Source organism: Bartonella sp. AP58NXGY (assembly GCF_042195785.1).
Taxonomy (GTDB): Bacteria; Pseudomonadota; Alphaproteobacteria; order Rhizobiales; family Rhizobiaceae; genus Bartonella.
Genome location: NZ_JBHIOY010000002.1, coordinates 272,359 through 279,776, shown reverse-complemented (window position 1 = coordinate 279,776; position 7,418 = coordinate 272,359). Strand labels below are relative to the sequence as shown.

Annotated in this window: 6 protein-coding genes; 2 read left to right on the top strand and 4 right to left on the bottom strand. The window is 36.6% G+C overall.

Going from position 1 to position 7,418, the window contains the following annotated elements; all coding sequences use genetic code 11:
- Positions 1-180 precede the first annotated feature (180 nt).
- Together ACFINC_RS02675 and ACFINC_RS02670 are read left to right on the top strand one after the other, a co-directional pair.
- Positions 181-546, top strand: a complete 366-nt coding sequence (locus tag ACFINC_RS02675; protein ID WP_375615971.1) for a hypothetical protein — start codon at positions 181-183, stop codon at positions 544-546.
- Between the two features lie 44 nt (positions 547-590).
- Complete coding sequence (locus ACFINC_RS02670; protein WP_375615970.1) at positions 591-1,040, top strand: hypothetical protein; 450 nt, start codon at positions 591-593, stop codon at positions 1,038-1,040.
- 795 nt (positions 1,041-1,835) lie between these two features.
- Here ACFINC_RS02670 and ACFINC_RS02665 read toward each other — a convergent pair.
- From ACFINC_RS02665 to ACFINC_RS02650, 4 genes are all read right to left on the bottom strand, one after another.
- A complete protein-coding gene (locus tag ACFINC_RS02665) occupies positions 1,836-2,597 on the bottom strand; it encodes a DUF4167 domain-containing protein (RefSeq protein ID WP_375615969.1) in 762 nt (253 codons plus the stop codon).
- A 1,597-nt stretch (positions 2,598-4,194) separates the two neighbouring features.
- Complete coding sequence (locus tag ACFINC_RS02660; RefSeq protein ID WP_375615968.1) at positions 4,195-4,638, bottom strand: hypothetical protein; 444 nt, start codon at positions 4,636-4,638, stop codon at positions 4,195-4,197.
- Positions 4,639-6,463: 1,825 nt separating this feature from the next.
- Positions 6,464-6,607, bottom strand: coding sequence for a hypothetical protein (locus ACFINC_RS02655; protein ID WP_375615967.1), 144 nt, complete (start codon positions 6,605-6,607; stop codon positions 6,464-6,466).
- 245 nt (positions 6,608-6,852) lie between these two features.
- Positions 6,853-7,338: a hypothetical protein gene (locus ACFINC_RS02650; protein ID WP_375615966.1), complete on the bottom strand. Its 486-nt coding sequence runs from the start codon at positions 7,336-7,338 to the stop codon at positions 6,853-6,855.
- Between the last annotated feature and the right edge of the window lie 80 nt (positions 7,339-7,418).

Sequence of the window (7,418 nt, the reverse complement as noted above, 5' to 3'; positions counted from 1 at the left end):
CGCTTGGGAACTGCGCTTGGGAACTGCGCTTGGGAACTGCGCTTGGGAACTGCGCTTGGGAACTGCGCTTGGGAACTGCGCTTGGGAACTAAAAAACTTTGAAAATGTTTAACAATGAAGAAGCCCCTAGGCTGACAAATTGAGATCCATGCCGTCAACCTTTCATTTGGAAAATAATTTATGAATCCCCTTGTTTTTATCCTCTTATTGGTTTCATGTACGGATGATTTTAACAGTTGCTATTCAAACAATACAATGGTTAAAACTTACCCAACAGCTCAAGCATGTGAACAAGCCATGGTACCATCCACAAAAAAATTTGCCTTTTATGGACAACAAATTTTTGCCCAATGCATAAACGTACACCTCAATTTACATCAACAAGAAGTAAAATTGATCTGGTCTGTAACAAACCATGGAAATTTCCTGCTTAAAAGTCAAAACGTCAATGACAAGAGATCTAAAGACCACAAACAAGACATTTTACCAACTTCGCCTCCTCTTGTCCGTTCTTCCTCCACAAACCCCTTGCACAAAAAATTTTAAAAGCATAAACCCAATCAGATCTCAAAAAATAATCAATGAAAGACATGATGGATAATAAGCGAATGAACCCTTCAAAAGACCATCACACAGAGCAAAATTCTCTGCCTCAAGATCTCCCTTTAGACCCTGCTGTAGAACGAGTAAGAAAAAAACTTATGGGTTTAATGATTATTTCCGTTTTAATAACGCTTTTCCTTATTCTAACCGTACTGTTTTTAATTGTTTATAAAGTTATCGCAACCGGATCAGCGCCAAAACAAACAGAGCTATCTTCCTCTCTCAGCAAAAATCCACACGTTATCCATTATACGCTCTCCTTACCGGAAAAAACACAAATTTTGTCGCAAAGCCTCTCAGAACACAATATTGTACTGAAAATTTTAACCCCTGATGGACAAACAAAATTTATGATTTATAATTACCACACCGGTGCACTGGTCTCCGTTCTTTCTGTTGAAACAACACAAGAAGTATCAACGACCATGCCTCATTAAGCAAATCAACATCACCACAAGCGCTTACATAGCACCCCTGAAGATTTAAACATTTTCCTCGGTTTCAAGATGCGACCACTTGGACAACGGTAGATTTTTCTCTATATCCCCTCACCTCATTGAGATGAAGGAGCAACCTTTTAGTCAATGCATCCTCATTCTTAAGAAAACGGATATTTCCTACAAAAACTCAAATGAACGTGTAAGGAATACACCTTCTTGAGTACAACAATTCAACATATTGATTTATAAGAACCATTTATTTTCAGGCCAAACGAGCGCCTCAAATACCGTAAGATTCTCTCATTTCAACTCTATTCATGGATGAAGTTCATTAAAATCATTTCCTCACACATCACAGCAAAAAGTGCATGAATAAAAATACCTCTTATAAACGATTTCAAAAGCCAAAAGAAAAACTTGCAACATTGATAATGAAAGCAATAATGCCCAACTTGCACCTTTTATTAAGCAAACATGGCTGATATTACAGCATTCATGGGTACCGTCACGAAATGGTCTTGAATACATTGAGAGATATCAAACACAGGTGCGAATAAACAAAGAAATCAGTTCTTCAGAAAAGAACGCCTCTAAAAAATACACAAATGGTTTCCTCTGTATCCCCTTTACCTATTGCCCAGTAAAGAGACAACCTTTTCTGCCGGCTCCCTTGTTCAGTTTCCGATATTAACCATGAAAATTCAAAAAAGTACAAGAGGCTTGAGCATATACAATTGACCATCATGCATACCAACAACATCACCACAAGCGCTTACACAGCATTCTTGAGGTTTAAACATTTTCCTCTGCTGAAGGTGTCACCACACGACGACGACGGATTTTTCTCTGTATCCCCTCACCTAATCCAGGCAAAGAAGAAACCTCTTCTGTTGATGTTGATGCATCCCCATTGCTAGAGCTTTCTGACGTTGCAAGTGAAAGCTCAAGAGATGATTCGTCTTGAGTCCGAACAGTACGTCGACGGAGAGAACGACGTGTTTTTTTGACAGGTTCAACCTTTTCCTCAGTGCGACAGTGCTCTTGATCCGTTTTCTCATCCGATAGAGCCTCTAAAGCATTTTCACGCGCATCCCCATTTTGCGCTTTGGCATATCGGCCATTCCCATTCTTTTGCGACGGCATCTGTAATACGTCTGTATCATGTAATATATCTGTATCACTTGTCTTGCACTCGACAGCATCTTTTTTTTCACCTTCAGTGTTTATTTCGCTGTACTCTTGCTCGTTGTTTTCATCACGATTCTCATCACACCGAACAGATTGAGACATTTGCCCCGCTGCCGCTAAAATAATACGCAAATAGTGCTCTGCATGTTGTAGATAGTTCTCTGACATAACACGATCACCAGCACCTTGTGCATCACGCGCAAGGCTTATGTATTTATCGGCAATTTGCTGAGCATTTCCGCGAATTTTAACATCCGGACCGCTACTTTCATAATTACGAGACAACGGGTTAGGACCGCGACGATTATTATTACCATTATTGTTATTATTGCGACCGCGTACCCGTCTATTTTGTTGTGGCCTCATTTTTATCCCTTTTTTGGAGTGTATATCCTGATTGACTCTTCTTCATTGCACTATTTTTGATAATACTGATCACATTTACCATACGGTTATCAAGCTATCCGTGTTTATTTCACTCAAATGAACCCTACTGATATTGATAAAAACATATATTTTTTTTGAAAATCACAAAACAGCAGGGAAATCGTAAATCAAAAATTCCCTTTTTTTCTGTCAACCAGCAGAAAGTTAGTGATGTTCACGTAAAATGCCAAGTGTTTTTTTTTAAATAAACCATATTTCACTAAAAAAAATAATTATCCTGTGGAAAACAAAAAGGAGAACACACATATACCATACCTGACACAGGAGAAACCCCATCAGAAAATATAAAAGCTTCCCTTTTCTGTTTTAAAACCACCGCTCCTAAAAACGCTGATATTTTCTTCCCCCTCATGCCTTTAACTCACAAGCATTTATATCCCAACGAGTCACTGCACGAACCTCTTGATTTTATGATATATAGCCTCTTTTCACTGCTAAAGCAACCCCCTGCGAGCGATAATCCACGACCGCCTCACAAAACCTCTTAGTCTTTATAGATAGATTAAGATGAAGCATTATTCAAGCCCTATAATGACTAAGAAATCAATCTTCTTTCCAAAACAGACCAACAATATGATCCCTTTTTGTTTTAATCCCATGAAATTTTTAAAGGAATCAAATCGTTTGATTGACAACAAATTGAGCCTAAAAGCTAAATATTTAAATATAAAAAACATCAATTTATGAGAAAAAACAACCCATATGTCACACTGCTCTAAAAATCAGATTCTTCCCCCCCAAAAATGGTCCTTTAAAGTTTATAAATTAAGAAGAGCATAACGGATTTCCTCTCCTCTACTTTCTGATAAGAAAACCGAAATTATAAAAACAAGCACATTTTTAAACCCAGCATATATAACCGCAGCATAGCATTTGAGGTATGGAGTAGCCTTGAATATTTATAGCCTTTCAAAGAAAGATTTCTTTCTTGTTTGTTCATGTTTATTGACTCCTGCCCTCAAAGGACGCAGACTCTTAACCAACGTCTGTCTGTAAACAATCCGAATTCTTATCAAACACTTTTTCCTTGGCTTCCCACGCATGTGATTCATTTAAACGAAAGATTCAATAAATCGACGAAGATTCACCACGCACGAACACTCCAATATTTCAAGAAGGTATACATGCCTTATGTCTCCACACCATCATTATATTTGCCAGCTCGTAGGTGTTGCTATAGCCCTTGGCACTTAGGATGGTTCATTATAGGCATTTTTAATCCTTATCTTATACAATTTTACCACACACCAGCCTCACTTATAACGAACAAGCAAGTGATTCTGATTGTTTTTAAGATAAACAAGTTTGAAATAAGAGAACCTTACGTTATTCAGGTCTCTAATTCAATATGAATATTGCTAAATTATCCATATAAATCAATTCATTGTACCTTAAAGAAAGTGTGGTACAACAAGATAAATAAATCACTCTTCTCTTAGTATGAGAGACAGGTAATAATCAGGAATTTTTATCTTTTCATCCAATTTCGCAATCTTTTAACTTTCCGTATAAAAACTTAAAAGTAATTGCGCCTTTTACCTTGTTTATTCTCTCTTTCATTGAGAAAACAATCTCGTAAGAGAAAATAATTTCCATCCCCCGGTCGTACCATCATCAAACATTGTTTTTTCGCAGTATCAGAAAGCTTATCCCACATTTCACGAATAGCAAAATAGGCCTCACTTTCTAAATTAAGGCAGTGCTGATAAACTTCTTTTTTCATCTCGGGCATAACGGAAGCAGAAATTTCCTTGCAATACACACGCAGATCAAAGACAGGAATAGCCAATTCAACAGGCGCTTGCTGTGTTATTTTTTGATGAGAAGAAAAATAATTGACCGCCTTTGCAACAGCAAAACACAAAATCACTATACAAAAAAGTATCATGCAAACAAAAGCAATCTTGCGATACAATCTTTTGAAATAAGCATTTTGCCTTGCGCGGATTCTTTTTTCCATAAAGACTACATCCCTTAACATCCCTAAAGAAGCTTTTACAGCAAAAAATGATAGAAGTATCTGTGTACACAATACAAGTTATAACGGCAAACGATCAAGACTCTTATATCAAAAGGCTCTCTTTTATCGTATAAAATTCTTGTTAAAAACTTTTCTCATCCCCTTTATGAAAAAAGAGGGATTATCATTTTCTCCCCCCTCTTTAAAAGACAAAGATTCTTCATCCATACTGATCTGTAAACAATGAGGCTACTCTTAAGGAGAAATCTACTTGTCTTTCTCCTTGGGGCTCCCCCCTTGACTTCCCCTTAAGGCTCTTCCTCCCTTAGGCTTTTTCTCTTAGACTTCCCACGCATGTGATCTCTATCACCATCCCTCAACAAGCGATATTTCATGAGGCATTATGGACAAAAGCACCACCTCCCCAAAAGCCATCAAACACCGAACAAAAACCCTCATGTGCGTTTATATGAATCCCTACAGAACAAACGTCCATCATATTCACCCCACACAAACACCTTATGTATAAAATCTTACACGCCTTATATCATCGCCCCTCAAAGAACAGTGGTGACAACCGGAAGAGATTATTAATGGTAAGAGGCTACACAAAGAAAAAATGGTTTTTCTGATTGATTTCTACAAACTCTGTTAAAAACACATATGCATTTTGGGTCATCTGGCATTGATAAGAATACTCCCTCGCGTGCGCCCCCATTTTACGCATCGCTCCCTTATCTCTCTCCATCAAAGAGTAACAAAATTATTTTTTACTCTTCCACAGTCCCCATGATAATCAATGCAAAGAAACGAAAACTGCCCACACACACACATTTTTGCTTTGATTCCCTATTGGAATAAAAAACGCATAAGAATTTAGAAATTTCACAACAAAAAGAACACACAAAATATAATGATAAGAATAATATCCAAAGCCACCTCAATGACAACGACATAGCACCCTTGGCTTCTAGACAATAAAAAAGCCGCGCCTTTAAAGGACGCGGCTCATGAATAGAGATATAACTAAATAAAATACAAAAGAAATCAATAATGAATACTTATACACAAAACGTATAATATTGCAAGCTTTTTAATTATATTTATAAAACTTATCCAAAAAGAGTATAAATAATGAGGGATAACAGCCTTTTTTTATTTCATTCATTTAAATGAAAAAAGCTTCTTGCCTCTCTTATGGCTTTAACCATATCAAGCATAATGCCTTCGTATTGAAAGGAGTCTTTTGTAATAACGATCTTTCTAAAATCAAAACGTATCAAATAAATCAAAACACTTTCGTATCTTTATCTCAATATAATCCAAGAGCAAACGTATAGTTTAAGTACATCGCTATAATAAACCCCGTTCTTTTACATTTGTAAAATCTGGTTTTTCTTGACATGCGTCCACCACTTCAAAAAATGAAGATTCCTCAGCCAATCAGATCTATCAATAGTCCGGATTCTAGCGGGGTTCATTTAGCTTCCCACGCATGTGATTCCCTTAAACTTAAGATCCGAAAAACAAGCCCTTCTGAATATTCAGCACGCCCAAAAAACACTTGTATCAAAGCAACTTAATATCACCACACCTCAAAGGAGGGTGTTTTATGGCATAATTTTACAGCATCACAAGATAAGACAAATAAACAAGCACTTGTAGTCCACTGTCTGATAAAAAAACAAGCACACCTTTAGCCCTCAAGCCTTCTCCAACAAGCCACCATTTTTCTTTTTTATAAGAAAGTTCAATGATAGATATTCTCCCCCGCGTTAATCTATTTTGGCAAATACACTTTCTTTTTTATGAGGCTTTTGAGCAATTAAAAAGGCGACAAACGGCTATTTTTCTCTTTAAAAAAGCGTAAAAACAGTAAATTTCTTATAGATTTACGATCATCAAACGCCCTATCCAAAAGCTTTTTCAAAGTATTGCAAGATTTTATTTTTTGCAATTTTTTTGCCATGCATTTCTGCTGAGGCAAAACTTCTTTCTTTGTAGGCTTTAAAGGCTTGCCCATAGATTTTAATAATGCGCCCTACTCTCCCCAACAACGCATGATCAACTTATCCAGCAACAACGCTTCTCTATCAATTTTTACCATTTTTTAACATCTCAAACAAAGTGCAATTCCAGGCTCCACCGAAGATATAAATTAGGTTTATCTGATCTATAGCTTCACCCCATACATATTGTTATGATCACTCTATTCTATTTTTCCTTATCTAACAAAGAAGAAATCTCTCTAGAATGCTCAACACTGATGTTTTGAGTAACACTACTGTGTATTTCTAGCGGCTTATGTGCTGTAAATTTTGAAATAAAAGAGCTGTAGTCTATTTTTGGCGCATCGTATATTGAAGAAAAAACGATGTCTCCAGCGGACGATGATTCTGTTTTAATTTCTGGTGCACTCACAAAACTGTTTGATGTCGTTATTCCACCACTCACAACACTATTAATACTGTCTTGCTTCTCTTCTTTCTCATTTTTTTTCTGTTCGACATTGGTAAGATCTAGAGCATTTAATTTTTTTTCTAAAGCATCCATACGCTTTGAAATTTTTGTAATATCTTCATATGCTTTCTTCAACAATGCGTTTAAAGGAGCATGTCCCATTCTTCCGCTAGCATAAAGAACCACACGAATACATTCAGGATCATCAATATCAGCAATAGAAAATGGAAAAAGTGCCATTATATCCCCCTTTTTGATAAGCTAAACGCGTATTAAGCATTTGCATATTTTTTTCCGTTGTACGGCTCTTGCATTTCTCA